The sequence below is a fragment of the Kribbella sp. NPDC049584 genome, from assembly GCF_040675555.1.
GTDB lineage: Bacteria > Actinomycetota > Actinomycetes > Propionibacteriales > Kribbellaceae > Kribbella.
Genome location: NZ_JBFAPF010000003.1, coordinates 386338 through 406565, shown reverse-complemented (window position 1 = coordinate 406565; position 20228 = coordinate 386338). Strand labels below are relative to the sequence as shown.

The 20228-nt window shown below is 67.3% G+C and carries 22 protein-coding genes; 11 read left to right on the top strand and 11 right to left on the bottom strand.

Features of this window, described 5'->3' with window-relative positions; translation table 11 throughout:
- Nucleotides 1-113: 113 nt before the first annotated feature.
- Genes AB0J62_RS13735 through AB0J62_RS13725 form a run of 3 tightly spaced genes read right to left on the bottom strand, consistent with a single transcriptional unit; the run spans nt 114 to nt 2727 of the window.
- A complete protein-coding gene (locus AB0J62_RS13735) occupies nt 114-644 on the bottom strand; it encodes a DUF1440 domain-containing protein (protein WP_363868952.1) in 531 nt (176 codons plus the stop codon).
- Nucleotides 645-657: 13 nt separating this feature from the next.
- The gene (locus AB0J62_RS13730; RefSeq protein ID WP_363868949.1) at nt 658-978 is read right to left on the bottom strand and encodes a Rieske (2Fe-2S) protein; all 321 of its coding nucleotides are present in this window, start codon (nt 976-978) and stop codon (nt 658-660) included.
- Between the two features lie 18 nt (nt 979-996).
- Nucleotides 997-2727 (bottom strand): GMC family oxidoreductase, encoded by a 1731-nt coding sequence (locus AB0J62_RS13725; protein ID WP_363868946.1) that lies wholly within the window; start codon nt 2725-2727, stop codon nt 997-999.
- A 177-nt stretch (nt 2728-2904) separates the two neighbouring features.
- Between AB0J62_RS13725 and AB0J62_RS13720 the strand changes: the two genes are divergently transcribed.
- From AB0J62_RS13720 to AB0J62_RS13685, 8 genes are all read left to right on the top strand, one after another.
- Nucleotides 2905-3756 carry an enoyl-CoA hydratase/isomerase family protein gene (locus AB0J62_RS13720; RefSeq protein WP_363868943.1) on the top strand — a complete coding sequence of 284 codons (852 nt, stop codon included), beginning with the start codon at nt 2905-2907 and terminating at the stop codon, nt 3754-3756.
- Nucleotides 3743-4348, top strand: coding sequence for a hypothetical protein (locus AB0J62_RS13715; RefSeq protein ID WP_363868939.1), 606 nt, complete (start codon nt 3743-3745; stop codon nt 4346-4348). The genes AB0J62_RS13720 and AB0J62_RS13715 overlap by 14 nt, the downstream gene beginning before the upstream one ends.
- A gap of 4 nt (nt 4349-4352) precedes the next feature.
- A complete protein-coding gene (locus AB0J62_RS13710; protein WP_363868936.1) occupies nt 4353-5678 on the top strand; it encodes a peroxidase in 1326 nt (441 codons plus the stop codon).
- Nucleotides 5679-5718: 40 nt separating this feature from the next.
- Complete coding sequence (locus AB0J62_RS13705) at nt 5719-6375, top strand: LuxR family transcriptional regulator (RefSeq protein ID WP_363868932.1); 657 nt, start codon at nt 5719-5721, stop codon at nt 6373-6375.
- A 214-nt stretch (nt 6376-6589) separates the two neighbouring features.
- Nucleotides 6590-7060, top strand: a complete 471-nt coding sequence (locus AB0J62_RS13700; protein WP_363868929.1) for a hypothetical protein — start codon at nt 6590-6592, stop codon at nt 7058-7060.
- Nucleotides 7061-7065: 5 nt separating this feature from the next.
- On the top strand, nt 7066-7887 hold the full coding sequence (locus tag AB0J62_RS13695; RefSeq protein WP_363868926.1) for an alpha/beta hydrolase: 822 nt from the start codon (nt 7066-7068) through the stop codon (nt 7885-7887).
- Nucleotides 7888-7966: 79 nt separating this feature from the next.
- Complete coding sequence (locus AB0J62_RS13690; protein WP_363868923.1) at nt 7967-8824, top strand: enoyl-CoA hydratase/isomerase family protein; 858 nt, start codon at nt 7967-7969, stop codon at nt 8822-8824.
- 12 nt (nt 8825-8836) lie between these two features.
- Nucleotides 8837-10750, top strand: a complete 1914-nt coding sequence (locus AB0J62_RS13685; protein ID WP_363868920.1) for a glycoside hydrolase family 15 protein — start codon at nt 8837-8839, stop codon at nt 10748-10750.
- 34 nt (nt 10751-10784) lie between these two features.
- On the opposite strand, the gene AB0J62_RS13680 is transcribed toward AB0J62_RS13685, so the two are convergent.
- Nucleotides 10785-11432: a hypothetical protein gene (locus tag AB0J62_RS13680; protein ID WP_363868917.1), complete on the bottom strand. Its 648-nt coding sequence runs from the start codon at nt 11430-11432 to the stop codon at nt 10785-10787.
- Nucleotides 11433-11577: 145 nt separating this feature from the next.
- On the opposite strand from AB0J62_RS13680, the gene AB0J62_RS13675 reads away from it, so the two are divergent.
- Nucleotides 11578-13434 (top strand): sensor histidine kinase, encoded by a 1857-nt coding sequence (locus AB0J62_RS13675; RefSeq protein WP_363868914.1) that lies wholly within the window; start codon nt 11578-11580, stop codon nt 13432-13434.
- The gene (locus AB0J62_RS13670) at nt 13431-14051 is read left to right on the top strand and encodes a response regulator transcription factor (RefSeq protein WP_363868911.1); all 621 of its coding nucleotides are present in this window, start codon (nt 13431-13433) and stop codon (nt 14049-14051) included. The genes AB0J62_RS13675 and AB0J62_RS13670 overlap by 4 nt, the downstream gene beginning before the upstream one ends.
- Before the next feature lie 162 nt (nt 14052-14213).
- Here AB0J62_RS13670 and AB0J62_RS13665 read toward each other — a convergent pair whose 3' ends face one another.
- From AB0J62_RS13665 to AB0J62_RS13640, 6 genes are all read right to left on the bottom strand, one after another.
- Nucleotides 14214-15023 carry a hypothetical protein gene (locus tag AB0J62_RS13665; protein ID WP_363868908.1) on the bottom strand — a complete coding sequence of 270 codons (810 nt, stop codon included), beginning with the start codon at nt 15021-15023 and terminating at the stop codon, nt 14214-14216.
- 131 nt (nt 15024-15154) lie between these two features.
- Nucleotides 15155-15523, bottom strand: coding sequence for a GNAT family N-acetyltransferase (locus AB0J62_RS13660; RefSeq protein ID WP_363868905.1), 369 nt, complete (start codon nt 15521-15523; stop codon nt 15155-15157).
- A gap of 4 nt (nt 15524-15527) precedes the next feature.
- Complete coding sequence (locus AB0J62_RS13655; protein WP_363868902.1) at nt 15528-16688, bottom strand: MFS transporter; 1161 nt, start codon at nt 16686-16688, stop codon at nt 15528-15530.
- Between the two features lie 96 nt (nt 16689-16784).
- The gene (locus AB0J62_RS13650; protein ID WP_363868899.1) at nt 16785-17432 is read right to left on the bottom strand and encodes a nitroreductase family protein; all 648 of its coding nucleotides are present in this window, start codon (nt 17430-17432) and stop codon (nt 16785-16787) included.
- Nucleotides 17433-17490: 58 nt separating this feature from the next.
- Complete coding sequence (locus AB0J62_RS13645) at nt 17491-18285, bottom strand: isocitrate lyase/phosphoenolpyruvate mutase family protein (RefSeq protein ID WP_363868896.1); 795 nt, start codon at nt 18283-18285, stop codon at nt 17491-17493.
- Between the two features lie 70 nt (nt 18286-18355).
- The gene (locus AB0J62_RS13640; protein ID WP_363868893.1) at nt 18356-18895 is read right to left on the bottom strand and encodes a carboxymuconolactone decarboxylase family protein; all 540 of its coding nucleotides are present in this window, start codon (nt 18893-18895) and stop codon (nt 18356-18358) included.
- 180 nt (nt 18896-19075) lie between these two features.
- Between AB0J62_RS13640 and AB0J62_RS13635 the strand changes: the two genes are divergently transcribed.
- Complete coding sequence (locus tag AB0J62_RS13635; protein WP_363868890.1) at nt 19076-19435, top strand: MmcQ/YjbR family DNA-binding protein; 360 nt, start codon at nt 19076-19078, stop codon at nt 19433-19435.
- Here AB0J62_RS13635 and AB0J62_RS13630 read toward each other — a convergent pair.
- Nucleotides 19425-20159: a hypothetical protein gene (locus tag AB0J62_RS13630; RefSeq protein WP_363868887.1), complete on the bottom strand. Its 735-nt coding sequence runs from the start codon at nt 20157-20159 to the stop codon at nt 19425-19427. The genes AB0J62_RS13635 and AB0J62_RS13630 overlap by 11 nt on opposite strands.
- Nucleotides 20160-20228: the final 69 nt, after the last annotated feature.

Sequence of the window (20228 nt, the reverse complement as noted above, 5' to 3'; positions counted from 1 at the left end):
CCTCCCAATGCGATTTCTTCCGATGACCTCAACTCTGGCCCCGGAGCCGCCGCATCACACCAGGGAGACACACTGGCCCGCATCCCTGGCCGGACCGCGCATCGGGCCGGTAGTCAGAGCCGGAATCTGCGCGCGAGCCGGAAGACCGCGGCCGTCGTCAGGCCGTAGACGAGGTGAGCGCTCAGGTCCTTCGCGAGTGTCGTACGGTCGTACTTCCAGATCGGCTCGTAGAGCTTCGCGGCCGGCAGCACGACGTACCCCGATCCCCAGACGCCGGCGCCGAACGGTATGCCGTACCAGACCTGCGGATTCGGGAGCGATCCGGCGAGTACGCCGTACGCGGCTCCGTTGGCGATGCCGTAGCCCCAGTGCATGATGTTGTTGACCAGCGCGGCCCGGTCGTCGGGCAACTCGCGCTGCAGCAACCCGTCGTACAGCCGTCTCCCGACCTGGGCGGGTGCCGGCGCTTGATCCCAGCTGTGGATGTCGGCGGAGAACTCCCAGCGCGCGAACTCGCCGTCGCCGCCGCCCTTGCGGTAGCGGAAGTAGAGCAACGTATCCATGGCGATCGTGCCGACGGTTCCGGCCAGGAGACCGCGCGCAATGGCTCCGACCGGCGTCAGGCACTGACGGTTCAGTTTCATGAGGTCGTCTCCTTCACAGCCCGATTGCGAGGTTGCCGTCTAGTTCCTGGACTTCGTACCTGCTCAGCGGCCGGCTCGCCGGCCCGTTGAGCACCGCGCCGCTCGTGACGTCGAACCGCGAGCCGTGGCACTGGCACATGATCGTGTGGCCGACGAGCAGTCCGCTGGACAGCGGGCACGGGTCGCCGCCGCACGTGCAGAGATCGTCGAAGCTGTACAGGCGGCCGTCGATCCGGGCGAGGGCGATGCGAAGTTTCCGATCGCCGAGGTAGTACGGGACGACGACGCCGTCAGCGATCGGGGCGAGCGGCTCGAGGGCGCGAAGGTCGGTCATCGGTCTGCTCCTTTGGCCTTAGTACGGGTAGTCGGGGATGACGTCGGCCTTCTTGGCGTCGAGCCGCAGCTCGGCCGGAGCGCCCGCGGGTACGGCGGGCCTATGCGGCATCACCGGGGCGACGCGCTCGTAGCCCGACCCCAACGGCGGCCTCGGATCCACGTCACCCTTGTTCGGCCACAGCGACAGCGCTCGTTCGGCGAGGGCGGTGATCGAGAGTGACGGGTTCACTCCGGTGTTGGCCGGCATCACGCTGCCGTCGATCACGTGCAGGCCGGGCTGGCCGAAGACCCGCTGGTACGGGTCGACCGCGCCGCTCTCGCTGTTGTCCCCGATCGGAATGCCGCCGGTGAAGTGGGCCGACGCGGTGCGGTTGACGACCTCGAACGGCAACGCTCCCTGGTGGCCGCCCATCAGAGCGGTCATCCGGTCGACGAACTGCTCCACCACCGGGATGTGGACCACGGGCGGCGTGCCGGTCTGCTTACTCCGAAGCCGGCCGTCGCCCCAGTAGAGGTCGATCGACGTGTCTGTCGTCTGCGAGCACAGCATGATGACCGTGCGCTCGGCCCAGTTCCGCGGGTCGTCGAAGCTGAGCACCGAGGTCGGCTGGTCGATGAGCTGCTTGACCCAGGCTGCTGTCGGGTGCTTCTGCTCGCCGTGCTGGTGGTAGGTGACCAGGAACGCGAACAGGTCGTTGCCGACGCCCCAATAGACGGGCTCAATACTCGTGACGGGATCCGGCCAGACGCCGGAGGTGATCGACACCGACCCCGGCGTGAACTTGAGCTTGTCCGGATCTGCCTTCCACTCCGCGTGTGTGCGCGTGATCGCGAGGAGCTGTTCGGAGTTCGTCCGGGCCCGGCGGCCCAACTGCGTGGAGACACCGCTGAGTCGGCCCTCGTGCTGCATGTGCAGCAGGAGTTTCGACGAGCCGTACGCGTGGGCCGCGACGATCACCTGCTCGGCGGTGTAGGTGTGCTGCTGCCGGTGGGCGGCTCGTTGTGCCCAGCCCGGATGCCGGGCATGGACCTCGAAGCCGCCGCCCTCGAGCGGGATCAGGTCGTGTACCTCGTGCAGCTCGTGGACCTGGGCGCCGAGTTTCTCGGCCAGGTACAGGTAGTTCGTGGTCAGCTTGTTCTTCGCGTTGTGGCCACAGCCGATGTTGCACTTGCCGCACGAGATGCACCCGGTACGACGCGGTCCGGCGCCGCCGAAGTACGGGTCCTCGGCCTCGACGCCGGGGCTGCCGAAGTACACGCCGACGGGTGCCTTGTTGAAGGTCTCGCCGCGTCCGAGCTCGCTCGAGACCTGCAGCATGACGCGGTCGACGTCTGTGGGCATGTACGGGTACCGAACGGCGCCGAGCATCCGGGTGGCCTGGTCGTAGTGCGGAGCCAGTTCGTCGGCCCAGTCCGTGATGCTCGACCATTCGGGCGCATCGAAGAACTGCTTCGGCGGGACGTACAGCGTGTTGGCGTAGACATGTGAGCCGCCACCGACGCCCGCGCCGGACAGGACGAGTACGTCATCGAGGTACTCGACCCGCTGGATCCCGTAGAGCTCCGCCGCCGGGAACCACAGGAACCCCGGCAGATGCCACTGGCTCTTCGGGATATCCGCGTCGCTCCAGCGCTTCCCCGACTCGAGAACCCCGACTCGGTATCCCTTCTCCGCGGCACGCAGCGCGGCAACACTGCCACCGAACCCGGACCCCACGATCAGCACGTCATAGTCGAAGGTAGCCATCGGAATCTCCCTCGCCGGCCATTGTCGTGGACCACGCTGCCCCCTGGCCACCCCAGGTCGCACCAGGGAACCCACTGGTCAACACGCGGGCCCGTCGGATCCGCCCGTTGGCCACCCGTGGATCGACCAGGGATGCGCCCAGGGGCGACAAGGCTCCGCCCGGAGCATCGTGGGTCCATGAACAGACAGTGGTCATTCGAGACTCTCGACGTACGGCCGAACGGCGCCGTACTCCAGGTCGAGATCGCTGCGCCGCCGATGAATCTGCTCGGCCCGGAGCTCGTCCGGGATCTCGTCGCGCTGATTCAGCGGGCAGAAGCAGCTGCCGCGATCAAGGTGCTCGTCTTCACCAGCGCCGATCCGAACTACTTCATCTCGCACGTCGACCTTCACCGCGTCGCGGACTACCGGGCAGAGGCTGCGAAGCTGACCGGCGAACCATCGATCGCGCTGCTCTTCCGCTACCTCAGCGCCAGCCGGCTCGTCAGCATCGCCCAGATCGAGGGCCGGGTCCGCGGCGCCGGCAGCGAGTTCGTCCTCGCCTGCGACCTGCGGTTCGCCGCCGGCGAGACCGCGATCTTCGGGCAGATCGAGGCTGCGTTCGGCCTGGTCCCGGGCGGCGGTGGCGTCGAGTACCTCGTTCGGCTGATGGGTCGTGCGCGGGCGCTCGAGGTTTTGCTGAGCGCCGACGACTACGACGCCGACGTCGCTGAGCGGTACGGCTGGATCAACCGCGCGCTGCCGGCCAAGGAGCTGGGTGCTTTCGTGACGGCGCTCGCCGAGCGGATCGGAGCGTTCCCCGGTGCGGGTCACGTCGCCGTCAAGAGCAGGGTGAACGCGATCTCCCTCGCCCCGGTCGAAGACTTCAGGCTCGACTCGGATCTCTTCGGCCGCCACGTCGGTGAACCCGAACCACAACAACTGACCCAGGCCGCGTTCGAGCGCGGTCTGCAAACCCCCGATGGGGAGCTCGAGCTCGGCTCGATGCTGCCCGAACTAGTGAAAGGACACCATCATGACAACAGTTGAGCAGGCCACGGTCGAGACGAAGATCGACCAGCTGCGCGAGCTGTTCGCGGACGCGCCGGAGGTCGGCAAGGTCGCGTTGGAGAAGGTACTCGGCAGGCTGGCGTCGGACGCGTCCCAAGCCCCACCGCCGCCGGTGGAGAGCGCCGGGCGGACCGGCAGCCGGCTGGGGAAGGTCTCCGAGCTGACGATCATCGTGCCGTTCGCGCCTGGGGGAGCCGAGCGGCTGCGGGCGTTCCTCAGGCTGTTCGGCGGCAACCTCGCCGGCGCGGACGACGTCGGCACGGTCCACGACATGCGGTTCGTGTTCCTCGACAACGACACCAGGATGCTGTTCGCGACGGCGTACGACGGCGACTGGGACGCCTACATCGACGACTTCGCGACGAAGATCCCGGACTTCCTCGACATCATCGACTCGGCCTGGGAGGGCTGGCCGGGGATCCGCAGCCCCGAGGCGAAGGACTACCTGGCGAAGTACCAGGTCAGCGCCGAAGGCTGGTACGTCGCGAACGACCTGACCGTGGCGGAGACCCGGCGGCTGCGGCGCATCGGCGACGCCGTCGACGAGTTCCTGGACAAGATCGCAGACTAGTGCGATGGCACTGGTCGAGCTCGACGACATCCAGGCGACCGTACTGCGGTACCGCCCGGAGCCGTACTACGGCACGCACGTCATGCTGCACATCGACGACGTGCGTGCCGGCCGCGACTTCCTCCGCGATCTGACACCGCACGTCGCCTCGGCGGCCGATTGGTGGCAGAACAAGGAGCCGTGGATCGCGGTCGCGATTACGTACTCCGGGCTCGTGGCGCTCGGCGTACCCGACGACTCGCTTCAGAGCTTCCCGGAGGCGTTCCGGGTGGGGATGGCCGCGCGTGCTCGCGAACTTCGCGACGACGGTGTCAACGATCCGTTGCACTGGGAGCCGGACTTCGGGACCGGCGTCATCCATCTCGCCGTCAGCGTGTTCAGCGATTCCGAGGACAGCTGGCGGCGCACGATGGACCTGGCGCGGCGCCACTACGACGGCCGCCAGGGTCTGACTGTACTGAGTACTCATGACTTCGGTGCACAGCCCGGCGACCTGAACCCACTCGGGTACCGGGACTCGATCGGCCAGCCCGCCATCGAAGGCAGCGGTGTCGATCCGCTGCCCGGCCAGGGACCCGCGATCAAGGCCGGCGAGTTCGTGCTCGGTTACCCGGGCGAATCCGGCGTACCCCTTCCGTCACCGCAGCCCGACATCCTCGGCCGCAACGGCACGTACGTCGGCTTGCGCAAGTACCAGTCGCAGGTCGGGGCCTTCAACCGCTTCCTGCATGCGAACGCGCGGACCGACGACGAGCGCGAACTGCTCGCCGCGAAGCTCATCGGCCGCTGGCGCTCCGGCGCTCCGTTGACGCTCGCTCCCGATCACGACGATCCCGCGCTCGGCGCCGATCCGCTGCGCAACAACGACTTCACGTACGCCGCCGATCCCGACGGCCGGCAGGTACCGCTCGGTGCGCATATGCGCCGGATGAATCCGCGCGATACCAAGATGGCGATCCTTGCCGACGCCAACATCCACCGCGTCATCCGCCGCAGTACGACGTACGGCGCGCCGTACGATCCCGGCGCGCTGTCGGAGGCCGACGACCGGACGCCGCACGGCCTCTACTTCCTGTTCATCAGCGCGAAGGCGATGGCGACGATGGAGTTCCTGCAGCAGGAGTGGATCAACAACGGCAACTTCATGAGCCTCGGCGACGAACGCGATCCGAACGTCGGCGTCCAGCAACCCGGCGCCACCTTCACGATCCCCAGGGACCCGGTACGACGCCGCATCCACGGCATCGAAACCTTCAACGTCCTCCGCGGCGGTGAGTACTTCTTCCTGCCCTCGCTGTCCGCACTGAGGTGGCTCGGAACGCGTCAGTAAGGATTGGCAGCGCCGGGCCGTGGCAGTACCGTCGAAGGTCATGTCGACCGAACGGCCCGGAAACACGTTGCGCGGTCGGCGCGCGGAGAGCGGAGTACTGGACCGGCTCTTGGGTGACGTGCGGTCCGGCCGGAGCCAGGTCATTGTCGTGCGTGGCGAGCCCGGCGTCGGAAAGTCGGCGTTGCTCGGGCACGCCCTGCGAAGTGCCTCAGGCTGTCGCGTCGTCCAGGCGGTCGGCATCGAGTACGAGATGGAGCTCGCCTATGCGGGCCTGCACCAGCTGTGCGCGCCGTTGCTCCCGCTGCGGGACCGACTGCCCGGCCCGCATCGCGATGCGCTCGAAACCGCGTTCGGACTGAGCGCGAAATCGCCGCCCGACCGTTTCGTCGTCGGCCTCGCCGTACTCGGCCTGCTCTCCGAAGCAGCCGAAGAACAACCGCTCGTCTGCTTGATCGACGACGTGCAGTGGCTGGACCAGGCCTCACTGCGCACGATCACCTTCGTGGCCCGCCGGCTGCTGGCCGAGTCGGTCGGACTGCTCGCCCGGGACGGGCTGTCCAACCCGGAGATCGGAGCCGAGCTCTACATCAGCCGGCACACGGTCGAATGGCACATGCGGAAGGTGTTCGCGAAGCTCGACATCACCTCGCGCAAACAGCTGGGACACCTTCCAGTGAGCCGCCTGGCTTCGGCCTAGTCGTCGGCGGGGGCGGCGGTCTCGACTGGACGACCGCGCCCGGCAGACACCTGCGGGTATGGCGCCCAGTCGCGTCGTACGGCGCTGTGCCTGGTGTGAACGCCGGGCGGGGACGTGGGGACTGGGCGATGCACCAGTGGTTTCCCCTGGGGTGATGCGTCAACCGGCGGCGGACAGTGGAGTCATTGAAGGGCTCCTAGCAAAGGAAAAGGCAATGACCACCATCCGCTTCAGCGAAACCACCACCTCGACGCCCGCGCAGTTCATCGCGGCGCTGACCGACTTCGGGCCGGGTCGCGCCCAGCTGTTCGCGAACAGCAGCGACGACTACCTGAAGGTGCACGACCAAGGACCCGGCTACGCCGACGTCACCGAAGGATCGGGCGGCGTGTGGGAGCGCCTGCACTACAACTGGTCCAACCCGCACCACGTCGTCCTCACGACCACCGACTCCAACGTCTGGGGCGGCGCCTCCGGACACTCCTACACCTTGACCGAGCACTCCGACGGCGCGACCACGATCGACGTCGTGATCGTCCGCGAGGGCAAGAACCTCAAGGGCCATCTGCTCGCGACCTTGTTCGCCCTCGGCGGCAAGAAGGTCCTGCGCAAGGCCTTCGACAACACCGTCCGGGCCATCGAGGCCCGCAACATCCCAACCACCACCATCCCGACCGAGGTCTGACCACCATGAAGAACTTGATGCCCAAGGCAAGAAACCTGATCCTCGCGGCGCTCGGCACCGCACTGCTGGTCGGCGGCGCGACCACCGCCCAGGCCGCTCAATCGTCGCCCGCCCAGTCGTCGACGACCGCGTCGGCCCAGGCGAAGCCGACCATCGTGCTCCTGCACGGCGCGTTCGCAGACGGGTCCACCTGGTCCGAGGTGACCGGACGGCTCCAGCACGACGGCTACACAGTCGTCACCCCCGCAGTGCCACTGCGCGGGATCGCCGCCGACACGTCGTACCTGAGCGGCGTACTCGCGACCATCCCCGGCCCGAAGGTGCTCGTCGGTCACTCGTACGGCGGCGCGCTGGTCAGTGAACTGGCCGGCACAACCGGTGTGAAGTCCCTGGTCTACGTGGCCGCGTTCATCCCGCAGGCCGGCGAGACACTGGGTGCGCTGAACTCGCAGTTCGAGGGCAGTGAGCTCGGCCCGCAGCTCGTGCCGATCAGCTACCCCGGTGGCGTCGACCTCGCGATCAAGCCGGAGAACTCCCGCGCCGTCTTCGCCGCCGACCTGCCGGTCCGTCAGGCAAACATCTTCGTCTCCGCTGAGCGTCCGATCGCCGCCTCGGCCTTCGACGAACACGTCGCCGAGACCGCTCCGGCCACGATCCCGAAGTACGCCGTGATCCCGACCGGTGACCACGCCATCGCCCCCGCCGCCGAGCGCTTCATGGCCAACCGGGCGAACGCCACCATCACCGAGATCCCCGGCGCCTCCCACCTGGTCGCGCTGTCACAGCCCGCAGCAGTGACCAGCGTGATCGAACGAGCCGCCCGTTGACAGCCACCGACGAAGAGCCGGCCGGAGCACCTACTCCGGCCGGCTCTTTCGTCGCATGATGAAGGCTCGAGGAGGCGAGATGGGCAGTGCAGATGCAGCCAGGAGCCAGTTCGTGGTCGACGAGGTGTCCCCGTCGTACTGGCGGGTGACCTTCGAGAACGGACCGGTGAACCTGCTCGATCCGGACTCGGTCGACGAGCTGGCGGCTCTGGTGACCCGGATCGAGCAGTCGCCGACTGTCACCGTGGTCGTGTTCGACAGCGCGAACCCCGAGTACTTCATGGCGCACTGGGATTTCACGGCCGACAAGGCCCGGGTCGCCGCGATGCAACCCGGGCCGACCGGCTTGCACCCGTACGTCGACAACTTCATCCGGCTGAGCAAGGTCCCGGCGGTGACGATCTCGTCCATCCGCGGCCGGGCCCGGGGCGCCGGAAGCGAGTTCGTGCTCGGGACCGACATCCGGTTCGCCGGTGATCGGGCGGTCCTGGGGCAGTTCGAGGTAGGCGTCGGCGCGGTCCCGGGCGGCGGCCCGATGGCACGCCTCGGTCGGTTGGTCGGCCGCGGCCGGGCGGCTGAGATCCTGTTCGGCGGCGACGACATCCCCGCAGCCCTCGCCGAACGCTACGGCTACGTCAACCGCGTCCTGCCCGACGCCGGCCTGGCCGGGTACGTCGACGCGTTCGCTCGGCGGATCGCGGGCTTCGACAAGGACGCGGTCGCCAGCACCAAGGCCCTTCTCGACGTCGCCACGCTGCCACCCGACGAGGAGCTCGGCCCCGGCCTGGCCGCCTTCTTCCGTACGTCGGCCCGCCCGGAGAACGCCGTGCGCGCGAAGGCACTCTTCGACAACGGCCTCCAAACACCGACCGGCGCGGAACAGGACCTCGGCCGCGTGGTCGCAAGGCTGCCGGCGTCGCCAGAGACAGCTTCCTGAGAGGGAATGCCAATGGTTGACGTGAGGTCGCCCGAGTCCTTGGTACGTCGAAGCGCTCACCCGCCGATCGCGGAGTACGCGTTCTTGTCGGATTGCGAGTCCAATTGCCTGATCGCGGCCAGCGGCGCGGTGGAGTGGATGTGCCTGCCGCGGCACGACTCACCCAGTGTCTTCGGGGCGATCCTCGACCGCGCGGCGGGCAGCTTCCGGCTCGGTCCGCACGGCGTACGCGTGCCCGCGGCACGTCGGTACCTGCCGGGCAGCCTGATGCTCGAGACGACCTGGAAGACGCCGACCGGCTGGTTGATCGTCCGGGATGCTCTGCTCATGGGTCCTTGGCACAAGATCTCCGAGCGGTCCCGGTCACACCGCCGTACGCCGACGGACTACGACTCCGAACACTGCTTGTTGCGGACCGTCAAATGCGTGAGCGGCGTTGTCGATCTCGCGATGGTGTGCGAGCCGATGTTCGGGTACGGCCGGCGAGAAGCACGCTGGACGTACGACGGTCCCGGCTACGGCCAGGCCGTGGCGACCTGTCCTGACGTGGATCACGACGTCACGCTGAGGCTGACCACGGACCTACGCGTCGGTCTGGAGGGCGGCACAGCGGGGGCAAGGACGCGGATGTCGCAGGGCGACACGGCGTACGTGGCACTGTCGTGGTCGGCTGTGTCGCCGCCGCATACCTGGACCGAAGCCCTTGAACGGATGGGGAGAACGGCCGAGTACTGGCGGCAGTGGATGAACATCGGCGTGTTTCCGGACCATCCGTGGAGCCGCTATCTGGCGCGCAGCGCGCTCACCTTGAAAGGGCTGACTTTCGCTCCTACCGGCGCTCTGCTTGCCGCCGCGACGACCTCCTTGCCCGAGACGCCACGCGGCGGGCGGAACTGGGACTACCGATACTCGTGGATCCGCGACTCCACGTTCGCTCTCTGGGGGCTGTACACCGTCGGCCTCGATCGCGAGGCCAACGACTTCTTCTGCTTCCTCACCGAGATGTGCGACGCCGATCACGACATGCAGATCATGTACGGGATCGGCGGTGAGCGTGACCTGCCGGAGCAGATCCTGGACCACCTGGGCGGGTACGAGGGCGCGAGACCGGTCCGCGTCGGAAACGCGGCTTATCTACAGCGTCAGCATGACGTCTGGGGCGCCGTACTCGACTCGGTCTATCTGCATGCCCGGTCCCGGGACCAGGTGCCTGAGAGTCTGTGGCCGGTCCTCAAGCGAGCTGTGGAGGCGGCCGCGAAGCACTGGCGCGAACCCGATCGCGGGATCTGGGAATCACGGGGTCAACCGCAGCACTTCACCTCGTCCAAGCTGATGTGCTGGGTCGCGCTGGATCGCGGTGCCAAGCTGGCGCGGCTGCACGACGAGCCGGGATACGCCGACGATTGGCAGGTGGTCGCCGACGAGATCCGCGAGGACATCTGCACCCACGGTGTCGACGACAGGGGAGTCTTCGTGCAGCGGTACGGCGCCACCACGCTCGATGCCTCGCTGCTGCTGGTCCCGTTGCTCCGGTTCCTGCCGCCTGACGACCCGCGGGTTCGTGCGACCGTACGGGCGATTGCCGACGAGCTCACCGAGGACGGCATGGTGCTGCGGTACCGCGTCTCGGAGACCGACGACGGGATGACCGGCGCGGAGGGAACGTTCACGATCTGCTCGTTCTGGCTGGTGTCCGCGCTCGTCGAGATCGGCGAGCTGGCCGAGGCCACCGCGCTGTGCGAGAAGCTCCTGTCCTACGCGAGCCCGCTCGGCCTGTACGCCGAGGAGATCGACCCACTCACCGGACGCCAACTCGGCAACTTCCCCCAGGCGTTCACCCATCTGGCCCTGATCAACGCCATCACCCACATCATCCGCGCCGAGCAAGCAACCGGCACCTTCATCCCCGCCCGCCACCAGTTCTGACGCCACCCCAACTATGGCCGGCTTCTCGGGGTGATTACGCGGTGGGCAGCATGGCTGCGGTGTGCTGGCGCCTGGCGACGATGACGGCAGCTGCGATCAGCCAGAACGGGAGCAACAGGTAGTTCACGAGGCCGCCGGGAGGGATGCCTGCGTTCCCGAGTGCGCTCAGGGCGCCGAGTACGACGGTGGCGATTGCGAACCACTTGGGCAGCACCGCATTGCGGATCCCGCCGAGGCCGATGGCCAGGAAGGCGCTCGCGATGCCGATGCCCATCCCGGCGAAGCCGAAGTATCCGCTGTAGCTCAGCACGTGCAGAGCGGCGTCGTCACCGGTGTCGGCCGCCCCGTTGATCATGGCCCAGCTCGACACCACCATCTGTCCCAGGCCCGCGACGACCACGATCCAGCCGCCGTAGGCGATGCTCGAGTACGTCGCTTCCCGGGCTTCGCTCGACCGGAGCAGATTCCTGACGGCTGTGGCGAAGAACAAGAGCGCGATCCCCATCAGCACCAGGCTGCCCACGGCGGCGTAGTTGGCGCCGAGATGGTTGTGGATCACCGCGGCTGAGGCACTTCCGGGGGCGTCACTCGTGTCGGTCTTTGCCAGGAGTTCGTGCCCGATCCAGCAAAGACCCGCGACTGCGCCGCTCCACGGCAGCGACCTTTCGAACTTGCTGAGCATTTTCCGGCCCCTTCCGGTACAGAACGCTGATGCGTTCACCGTGAGTCGCCTGCCGACCCAGCCGCACGATCCAGGTGTCCCGGTCGACCCGGGAACTGTTCCCGGGTCGCTTGGCGCATCGCGCCCCGGGTCCCAGACTTTGACCATGAGTCCCGTCCTTGCTTTCGGGATGCCGGCCGTGCCGGTCGCGGTCGGCGTACTGGTGCTGTTACGCGCGAACCAGCGCCTCATCGGGTGCCTGCTGATCGCACACGGACTCTGCTGGGGAGCCCTGCTCGCGTCCGCGACCAGCGGCGTCAGCCGATCCGCATTGGTTGTCGACCAACTCAGCGCCGGCAGTTGGGTGTTCCTGTTCCTGTGGCTGGCGCTGACCGGGTACCTGCTGCCTAACGGGCACCTGGCCTCGCGGCGCTGGCGGGCGTGGGTGCGAACCGGGCTGGTCGGCGTCCTCGCCTTTCTGGTCGGGGCGGCTGGAGACGTCAGCGGCTTCCGCGCCGGGCACCGCGGCGTAGATCCGCCGCTGCCGTGGTTGCCTCAGCCGTTGTCGGGCGTGCTCGGCCTGGTCGGTCTGGTGCTGACCGTGATGCTCCTGCTCGGCAGCTTCGTCGCGGTCTGGACCCGGCTGCGGCGGGCATCGGGTGAGCGCCGCCTGCAGTTGCTGTGGCTCGTGTGGGGAGCGACCAGCCTGCCCGCCGCGCTTGGGCTCATCTGGCTCGCGTACTTCGTGTTCGACCAGAATCGCGTCCTGGTCGACTTCGCTCTCGGGCTGTGGGGTATCGCCCTACCGGTCACGATCGGCATCGCGATCCTGCGCCACCGCTTGTTCGACATCCAGGTGGTACTCAGCCGGACCCTCATCTACGGCGCATTGGTGATCGCAGTGATCGCGCTCTATGCGTTGCTCCTGCTCGCCGCGGGCCGGCCGTTCGGGAACACGACGGTAGGTGGCCTGCTGACCGTCGGCATCGTGGCGGTCGCGGTTCATCCGGCGTACGTGCTCCTTCGGCGGCGGATCGAGCGGTGGGTCTTCGGCTATCGATCGGATCCGACGGCTGCTCTGCGCAAGCTCGGCGCCAGTCTGGAGTCGGCGGACCCGCTTCGCGTGGTCGACACCATCACCACGTCCGTCGCCGAGGCGCTCAAGGTCGATCGAGTCTGGCTCGAGGCGTCGGCGCCGACGGAGTACGGCGGGGATGTCGTGCGGGTTCCGCTGGTCCATCGGGGCGACCACCTCGGCAATCTCGCCGTCGTGGTCCCGCCGGGGCGCTCCGTGTCGGCCGCCGATACAGCTCTGCTGCAGGACCTGGCCCGGCACGCCGCGGTCACCGTACGGGCGGCCCAACTCGCCGCCGAGCTGAAGACCTCGCGGGCGCGGATCGTCGCCGCCCAAGAGGAGGAACGCAAACGGCTGCGCCGCGACCTGCACGACGGCGTGGGCCCGTCGCTCGCCGCGATCGTACTCAAGCTGAACGCGGCCCAGACCCGGTCCGCGGAGTACGAGCGCAACGCTCTGCTGGCGGAGATCCGCGACGAGACCAGGGCCGCCATCACCGACGTACGCAGGCTCGTCGACGGCCTGCGGCCACCGGCCATCGACGAGGTCGGTCTCGCCGGCGCGATCCGGCAACGTGCCGCTTCGCTGTCCTCGGATGCCCTGGTCATCCAGGTGCGCAGTCCCGAGACCTTTCCGCCCCTGCCGGCGGCCGTCGAAGTGGCCGCGTTCCTGATCGCGTCAGAGGCGATGACCAACGTGACGAGGCACGCCGCAGCCACGCGCTGCACCGTCGAGCTGACGCTGTACGACCGGCTGGCTGTGACCGTCTCCGACAACGGCCGCGGGTTCGTCGAGCCGTACGGCGACGGCGTCGGCTGGACGTCGATGACCGAGCGCGCCGCGGAACTCGGCGGATCTTGCACGATCTCGGCCAGACCCGCGGGTGGTGTCGTCGTACACGCCGTCCTGCCGTTGGCGGAGTACGCCGGTGTGGAGCTCGTGCCGTGATTCGCGTACTGATCGCCGACGACCATCCTGCCTTCCGGCGCGGCCTCGAGCTGATGATCGCCGACGCCGAGGACCTCGAGATCGTCGGTCAGGCCGATACCGGGCACCGCGTCGTCGAACTCAGCGCCGAGCTGAGCCCGGACGTCGTGCTGATGGACCTGCGTATGCCCGAACTCGACGGCATCGAAGCGACCCGCCGGATCAGCCGAGGTACGTCGCGCATCGCCGTCGTCGTTCTCACCATGTTCGAGGACGACGACTCGGTCTTCGCGGCGATGCGCGCCGGAGCGTGCGGCTATCTCCTCAAAGGAGCCGACCAGGACGAGATCGTCCGGGCGGTCCGGGCAGCGGCGGCGGGCGAGGCGATCTTCGGCCCGCAGATCGCCGCCCGGCTGATCAGCCATTTCGCCGCCGGAGCAGGTTCGGCCGCGGCGGCGTTCCCATCGCTGACCGACCGCGAGCGCGAGGTCCTGGAGATGGTTGCCGCCGGCAAGGGAAACGCCACGATCGCGCACGAGTTGATGATCAGCCTCAAGACCGTGCGGAACCACGTCTCGAACATCTTCACCAAACTCCAGGTGCCCGACCGCTCGACCGCGATCGTCAAAGCCCGCTAGGCCGGCCTCGGCGGAAACTGAGGCACGGACGGAGAGTGGGGAGCAGTTGGTTGTCGCGGTGATCAGCAGGCAACCGTGCGGATGATCGGGTCTCATGTCGGCAGTCTCGAGTGGGCGCCGCTGTGCCAGGGGCGCCCACTCGGTCGCCCAGATGTCAGTCGCTCAGCTGGCGGCGATGCCTTCAGCGCCGGCTGCGTTGGGGACGATGATGCTGCTGATCTTGGTGAGGGATCCGTCAGACTCGATCCGGAACGCGTCCACGGCCCCTACCGCTCCGGTCTCAGCGTAGAGGTAGTGGCTGTCCGGGCTGACAGTGGCGTCGACAGTGCCTTGACCTGTTGCGGTGTTGCCGAGGGCTACGGGCGAGCCGTCGTGCCGCGCTTGATATCCGGACAGCGAATTGCTACCCGCGTTGGACAAGTAGTAGTTGCCGCCGGCACCGACGATCCAGCATGTCGCGGCCTGCCCGGTCACGGTCCGATTCAGCAGGCGAAAGCCATGACCTGGCTCGCCCGCGTAGGTCGCGACGGCATTCGAGCCTGCCTCGGCGACGGCCAGGTGACCGAAACGGTCGAAGACCGCGGCGAACGGGACGTTCCCGGCGTCGTCGACAACCGCGGCTGTCTTGGTCAGTTGGGCGAGGCCGTACCGGCCGAATACGAGCAGGCTGTTGCCGGCCGCCTTGGTCGTCACGATCACCGAGGAACCGTCCGGTGTCACGACAACCTGGCCCGGGGTGTGCGTGAACTCCTGCGCGCCGGTGGTGATCGGCAGGCCGAGAGAGCGGTGCTCGCTGCGCAGCGGCACCAAGTGGCCGAGAATGCTGAGGTACCCCTGCACGGCGCCGCCTGCGCGTGCGTTCAGGACGTAGACCTCGGCGCCGTGAACGGCGACGCTGACAGGGAACGCTCCTCCGGAGTTGATGATCTGCCGCCGGTTCAGCCGGTCGCCGACGACACCGAACACGGTCACGGTGTTGCTGCCCGCGTTGACGGCTCATGGAACCTCAGTGGGTAGATCCAAGTGCCGGTGTCGCCGCGTCGATCTGCTCTTACCTAGCTCAGGACCTGCTGTTGAGAATTCATCTACGCGCAACGGCGGTCTCAGTTACCCGGCTTGCGCTGAGCTGCCTCGGCCGTGGCGCGATCGGAGTACCCCGGGTGCCTAGGGTCGATCAGATCCGTGTACGCCGCGGTGCGCGAGAGGTAGTCGACCACGAAGGGACAGATGGCAGTGACGGTGCCCTCGCGGGCGCGGATCTGGTCGAGTACATGCCGGACCATCGCGCTCGCCACGCCCTGGTGTTGATGACTCGACTCGACTTCGGTGTGTCGGAGGGCGTACCGGTTAGGCCTCAGGTGGGTGTAGTAGAGCCAGCCGACCAACTCGCCGTCCCGATGCAGCTCGAAGCGGCCCTGATCGGCGTTGTCGATCAGCTTCTGGGCTGCCGGCATGTGTTTTTCACTTCTCATCGGCTCATCCTTTCGCAAGTGCCTGATGTGGGTTGCGTGCGGCGACGACGGTGAACAGGGTCGTGACGAGCGCAAGTCCGGCGTACCCGAGAGCGATCTGCGGCAGTGAGAAAGTGCTGGAGAGCCGGCCGGAGAGAAGGCTGGGAAAGGCGGCGGCGCTGTAGCAGATCAGATAGATGACGCTGAAGATCGGCGCCCGGTCGGCCACGGTGCTGCCGTGCAGCAGTCCGCGGATCGCGGCGCTCACCGCAATGCCCTGAGCAGCGCCGGCCACGACGGTTGCCGCGATGAACTCCGGAAGCGAGCCGACGGTGATTGCAGTCGTGATGCCGATCCATCCGGCCAGGAAGACTGCCATGCCGACGCGTTGTCCTGTCGCCGGTGTCCACCGGCCGCCGATTGGAGCGCCCAGAACGCTGGGAGACATGAACGCGGCGAACACCAGACCGAGGACAAGCGTGCTGCGGCTGTGCAGCTGATCTTCGACCAGCCCGGGCACGAATGCCTGGTAGAACGCGCCGGTCGCCCAGGTGGACAGGAATACTGCGGCCGCGACCGGGAGCGGACCCCTGATTCGGGCGGGCACGCTGACGCTGGGTCGCAATGATCGCAAAGCGCCCGGAGCCCGAGCGACGGTCTCCGGGCTGACAGCGACCAGCACCGCGGACACAGATAGGGAGCCCACGGCAACCAAATAGGTGAGGTGACGTGGCCAGGGTCCGTACTGGACCAGCGCGCCGGAGGCGATGGCACCGACCGCGAGTCCGAGCGTGACCGTCTGGCTGGATGCGACGGAAGCCAGCCAGACAGGCCTGGCCGGCGCAGCGTCGACGACGTACGCCGTGACGTTGCTGCTGGCCAATCCGGCCCCGAGCCCCATCAGGACCCGACCGGCCAGCAGCGTGCCGATGTCATGCAGGTTCAGCAACAGCAGACATCCCAGCGCGAGCAGCGCGATGCTGGCGATCGCTGTGGAGCGTCGGCCGACATGATTGGACAGCCGTCCCATTAGCAGCAATGCGGCGAGGGTGGGTACGTCGAAGGCGACAACGGCCAGCGAGATGTCGGCGTTGCTGAACCCGTCTTCGGCCCGATAGATGTTGAACAGCGGGATCGGCGTGGACGATGCGGCGAACGCGGTCGTCAGGGAAAGTACCGCCGACAAAAACGCCAACTGGAGCCTTCTGTCCCGGCGAACCACGTTGATCGCCGGGGGAGAGCTTTCCATCGGGCCGTGCCTGCCTTCCGACGCAGGTGGTGGTTAGACGAAGGTGAAGAGTTCGTCGGTGTCGAAGCGGGAGATCGGGTTGCTGTAGTTCTTGTTGGGGTCGGGATAGCCGAGCGCCAGCAACACGGTCGTGGCGTGTCCGGTTTCGCGGATCTTGAATGCCTTGTCGACGCTGGCCGGGTCGAAGCCCTCGAGCGGCATGGCTTCGATGCCGAGCTCAGCGGCGGCCATCATGGTCAGACCCAGCGCCATGTAGGTCTGCTTCTCCATCCAGTGGTTCACGTCCTTGTAGCCGTAGTTCCGCAGGTTCAGGAAGTCGCGGGTCATGGATTCCCACAGCTCCTGCTTCGCCGGTTCGGGGAACCGGCCGTCGGCCCGCTCCTTGCTGAACACGGCCTCGACGTGGCTCTCGGGCAGATCCGCCCGAGTGGTGAGGATGATGGTGTGCGAAGAGTTCAGGATCTTGCCCGCGTTGTCCTGGAATCGCTCGCCCAGGTTGTCCGCCAACTGCTGCTTACCCTCTGGCGTGGCGATGACGTAGAAGTGGTTCGGCTGGATGTTGGTCGACGAGGGCGTCGAGCGCAGGAACTTCAACAGCTGCTGAAGGGTTTCCTCCGGGATCGTCCTGCTGGGGTCGAAGTACCTGGTGAGGTGCTTGCCCATGAGTTTGTCGAGATCCATGTCAATCTGCTTTCTTGGCGCAGTCGATCAGTGTGTGCATCGGTTCGGTGGGTTTAGGTCAGTTGTTGCTGCGGGCAAGTAGTTCGTCGACGCGCTCGAAGCTGAGGCCGGTCGCGGCCGACGCGAGGTCGCCCGCCACGAGAGCCTTGGTGGCTTCTTCGAGCGCCCCCATCGCGTGGACGTAGAGCCACGGCCCCAAGCTGATCCGTTTCACGCCGGCCTTCTGCAGCTCAGCGACGGTCAGGACCTTGTCCGACGGTGACACCAGGACATTGACCGGTGTCGGCGCGACCGCGGTGATGATCTTGCCGAGCGCGTCGAGGTCAGGCGGGTACGGGGCGAAGAGCACATCCGCGCCGGCCTCGGCGAAGGCCGTCAGGCGCCGGATGGTGTCGTCGAGATCGGGCCGGCCCTGGATGAAGTTGTCCGTACGGCCGGTGACGACGATCCGTCCCTTGGCCGCGTCGACGGCGCTCCGTACACGTTCGACCGCTTCGTCGAAGTCCCGGATCGGTTTACCTGGGTCGCCCGATGTGTCCTCGATCCCGATGCCGGCCAGACCGTACTCGACGGCGGCTTCGACGGTCGCCGCGACGTCCTCGGGCGTATCGCCGTACCCGTCCTCGAAGTCGCCGTTGACGGGCAGCCCGGTGAGCCGGCCGAGCAGTCTCGCATGCTCGAGATGCTCGGCGCGGCTGATCTGGTGCCGTCCGTCGGGCCGGCCGAGCGTCGCGGCGAGCGCTACGGACGTCGTCGCGATCGCCTCGAAACCGGCGTCGGCCAGCATCAGCGCTGAGAGGCCGTCCCAGGCGTTCGGCATGACGAGGCCACCGTCCCGGGTGTGCAGCGCCATGAATTTCTCATACAGTTCGGAGCCCGGCATATCGCAGCTTTCCAGGATGGTCGTTGGCGTGATGAGGGGGTCATCGGGCCGCGGTGACGGCGGGGATGTCGATGTCGGTCTGGTTCACGTTGTTGATGAAGTTCGTGAGCAGGGCCTGCACGGAAACCGTGACGATCGCCAGGATCTCCGGGTCGGTGTACCCGGCGTCCCGGACTGCCGCGAGGTCGCCGTCGCTGACCTGCCCGCGGCTGTCGACCACCTGTTGAGCGAAGCGGGCCGCTGCGGCGCGCTTGGGATCAACCGAGCTACCTGCGCGGGCGAGGTCGATGTCTTCGCTCGACATCCGGCCGAACTCGGACGAGGTGTACGTGTGGATGGCCAGGCAGTAATCGCAGTCGTTCGACTGGGACACGGCCAGCGCGATGCTGTGCCTGGTCCGAGCGTCCAGAACCCGGCTCATGGTGCCTTGCAGGCTCGTGACGGCCTCGAGAACGGTCGGGTTCGAGGCGATCGTCTTGAACATATTCGGGACGAACCCGAGCTGCTTGCCGAGCTTGTCCAGGGTCTCCCGCGCGCTGGCAGGGACGTCATCCAGGGAAGGGGTAGTGAGTCGTGACACAGCGAATCAGCCTCCGATAGGGGGTGGTGCGAGTGGTTAGTGCCTGGCGTGAGCCGGTTCTTACCGCCGCATGGGCTGATGTGTTCCAGGACGACTCTGGCCGAAAGATCCGCACCGATCGCGCCACCAATGGAGGACGCCTGGGATTCCGGGCCATTCCCGAGAACGGAGCTGATCGCCGTGGACGCGCTGGAGCTGCAGAAGATCGCGGACGACCTCGCCGTGAACCTGCCGGGCGCCGACCTGGAGCATCGTCTCGACCCCAACTGGGATCTTTACAAGGTGCGCGGCAAGGTCTTCATGCTGATGACGGACTTGCTGGGGCGCCGCGTCGTGATCCTCAAAGCCGACCCGGACCAGGCTGTGGCCCTGCGGGAGCAGCACGCGGACATCACCCCCGGCTACCACATGAACAAGAAGCACTGGATCACCGTGGAAGGCGGAGGCACCGTCGACGAGAAGCTGCTGAAGCAGCTCGTCACCGACTCCTACCAGCTCGTCGCAGGCAACCCGCCGGGTGACCGGTCTGTCAGACCTTGACGAGCGCTTCGAGAATCAGGTTGTTACGGGCGTCCTGGCCGGCGGGGATGGTGGTGTGGACGCCCTCGCGGAGGAGCTGGGTGAGGCGGGAGGGCTTCGCGGCGAGGTATTCGGCCCAGCGGACGAGGTCGAGGTTGGAGTACTTCTTCTCGGCGTCGTGCAGTTGGGAGTTGATCCAGGCACTGTTGCGCTGATCGGCCACCTGGATCGCGGCGGACTTCGCGGTGCGGGAAATCTGGGTGTTGACCCAGACGACCTTCCGGTTGGGTCCGACGATCCTCATCGCGCGGTCGACCTGGGCGGCGAAGACCGGCGGGTTGAAGATGTCGTTGGTTCCGGTGGCCATGAGGATCCGGCGCGGCAGGCCGTACTTGATGGCCCAGTTCTCGAGCGCGTCGACGGCGGGTGCTGTCGGCCGTCCGGACCAGTTGTGGACCGCGAGACTGGCGCCGGTGGTGCTCAGCAGTCTGGTTGCGAGTGCTTTGCCGTCCTGCACGGCGATGCTGTCACCGAACATGCAGACGCCGTCGTGATCGCGGACGTAGGTGATCGTGGCGGTCGCCGAGATCGACCGGCTGAGGATGGTCCAATCGCCCAGCGCTCCGGAGCCGTACAGGTCGGTGGCACTGGCCGACTCCACTGCCGCAACTCCGGCGACGGCGGCCGCAGCCCCGGCCACCAAGATCTGCCGTCTGTTCGGCGTCAACGTCTTCAAGGTCCCCACAGCCATGACTGTGGGGTACACCAACACGGCGGCGCAAGCCAGGCGATTCGAACGTTATATTCCCACGGT